We start from the raw sequence: 1801 nt of genomic DNA, 5'->3' as shown, positions 1-1801 counted from the left end.
TGGTCAAGTTCACCGGCGCCGCCCAGGGCCGCAAGGCGCTGGTGGCCGAGGTGATCGTCGGCGAACTCGCCCGGCGGCTCGGCCTGCCGGTGCCCGAACTGCGGCTCGTCGACTTCGACCCCGCGGTGGCCGAACACGAACCCGACACCGAGATCCAGGACATCCTCCGGGCCAGCGCCGGCCTCAACCTGGGAATGGACCTGCTGCCCGGTGCCCGGGACTTCAAGCCCGGCATGATCGACGTCGACCCGGTCGCGGCCGGCCGGATCGTCTGGCTGGACGCGCTCACCGGCAACGTCGACCGCACCGTGCACAACCCCAACCTGATGGTCTGGCACGGGAAGCTCTGGCTCATCGACAACGGCGCCGCGCTGGTCTTCCACCACCGCTGGTCCGGCGCCGCGGCCTCCGTCGGCCGCAGGTACGACCTCAGCGCCCACGCCCTCGGCGGCTACCGGCCGGACGTCCCGCTGGCCGACCGGGAGCTCGGACCGCTGGTCACCGCCGGACTGCTGGAGGAGGTGGTGGCGCTCGTCCCGGACGCGTGGCTGGCCGACGAGCCCGGCTTCGACTCGGTGGACGCGCTGCGCCGCGCCTACGTGCACCACCTGGCCGCCCGCGCGGAGCTCTCCGCCGAGTGGCTGCCGGACGGGTTCCCCACGGCCGAGCAGCTGCGCGCGGCCGAGGTCCGGCGGGCCGCCCGGACCAGGGCGGGCCGGCCCGCCTGGCTCCAGGAGGTGCCGGACCTGCACGGAAAGCCGTCGGTGGAGACGGTCTGGGACCACCACTTCGAGTGACGGGCCCGCCGCCCGGCTGCCTGACGATCCGGACCCGTGCCGACCGGGCGCCCCCTACCGACCGGGCGCCCCTTGCCGACCGGGCGCCCCGTGCCGATCCGGTGTCAGCCCCCGGCGGGGCGGACCCAGACGAAGTACTCGACCAGCGTCCCGACCAGCAGGCCGGAGGAGAACAGCGCGAAGAGCGCGGCGGCGTTCACCCGGCGCACGGCCGGCGACGACAGCGCCAGGGCGGGGAGCAGCAGGCCGACCGCCGGGCCGGTCGCCAGCAGGAGCAGGCGGAGCAGCACGGCCCCCGTCGTGGTCGCCTCGGTGGCGAGGCCGCCGAGGCCGATCGCCAGGCCCGCGAAGGCCATCAGCGTCAGCATCGGCACGGCGACGAGCAGTTGGACGACGGCCAGCAGCACCCACGGCCAGTTCCGCGCGCCGCCCGGGCGGTCGGTCGGCCAGGGTCGGCCGGGGTGGCTCTGTGCCATGGCGTGATGCTCCTCGTACGGGGGGTTCCACTCGGTCGTGCGTACCCATTGTGCGGATCGGCCCCGGGCCTTCGCCTGAGTACCGGTACTCAAAATGCCGGTGGGGAGCGGGACCCGTCGGGTCCCGCTCCCCACCGCGCGTCGTCGCGTCAGCCGGTCAACCGGTCAGCGCGTCAGCGCCACCACTGGACCGCCTTCTCGGCGTTGATGATGCCGGCGCCGTAGAAGCCGTTGTCGTCCGCGCCGCCCTCGCAGGTGGCGGCCCACTCGCCGCCGCCGCCCGGGTTGTACGGGCCCGACGGGCAGGCGTGCGACTCGGCCTGGCTGGTCAGCAGCTCGGTCAGCTCCTCCGCGTTGGCCCACGGGTGGGTGCTGGCGAGCAGGGCGAGCACACCGGCGGCGTGCGGGGACGCCATCGAGGTGCCCTGCATGTAGCCGTACTTGCCACCCGGGATGGTGGACAGGGTGCGGCCGTTCTTGTCCGGGGTGTCCGGGATCTGGTAGCGGCGGGCGCCACCGGGGGGGGCC

At 74.6% G+C, this 1801-nt stretch carries 3 protein-coding genes; 1 reads left to right on the top strand and 2 read right to left on the bottom strand.

What is annotated here, in order from left to right:
* Positions 1–797, top strand: a 797-nt coding sequence (locus MCM47_RS40010; protein ID WP_238951756.1) for a HipA family kinase, incomplete at its 5' end; no start/stop codon positions are given.
* A 104-nt stretch (positions 798–901) separates the two neighbouring features.
* On the opposite strand, the gene MCM47_RS40005 is transcribed toward MCM47_RS40010, so the two are convergent.
* Both MCM47_RS40005 and MCM47_RS40000 read right to left on the bottom strand, forming a co-directional pair.
* Positions 902–1273 carry a hypothetical protein gene (locus MCM47_RS40005; protein WP_238863192.1) on the bottom strand — a complete coding sequence of 124 codons (372 nt, stop codon included), beginning with the start codon at positions 1271–1273 and terminating at the stop codon, positions 902–904.
* Between the two features lie 173 nt (positions 1274–1446).
* A partial coding sequence (locus MCM47_RS40000; protein WP_238951755.1) for a S8 family serine peptidase occupies positions 1447–1801 on the bottom strand: 355 nt, incomplete at its 5' end.

The sequence above is a fragment of the Kitasatospora sp. A2-31 genome (genome assembly GCF_022288725.1).
Taxonomy (GTDB): Bacteria; Actinomycetota; Actinomycetes; order Streptomycetales; family Streptomycetaceae; genus Kitasatospora.
This window is presented reverse-complemented; position numbering and strand designations above follow the sequence as displayed.

Excerpts from the sequence above, each read along its gene's own strand:
- MCM47_RS40005 (WP_238863192.1), bottom strand. The coding sequence starts at position 1,273 with ATGGCACAGAGCCACCCCGGCCGACCCTGGCCGACCGACCGCCCGGGC.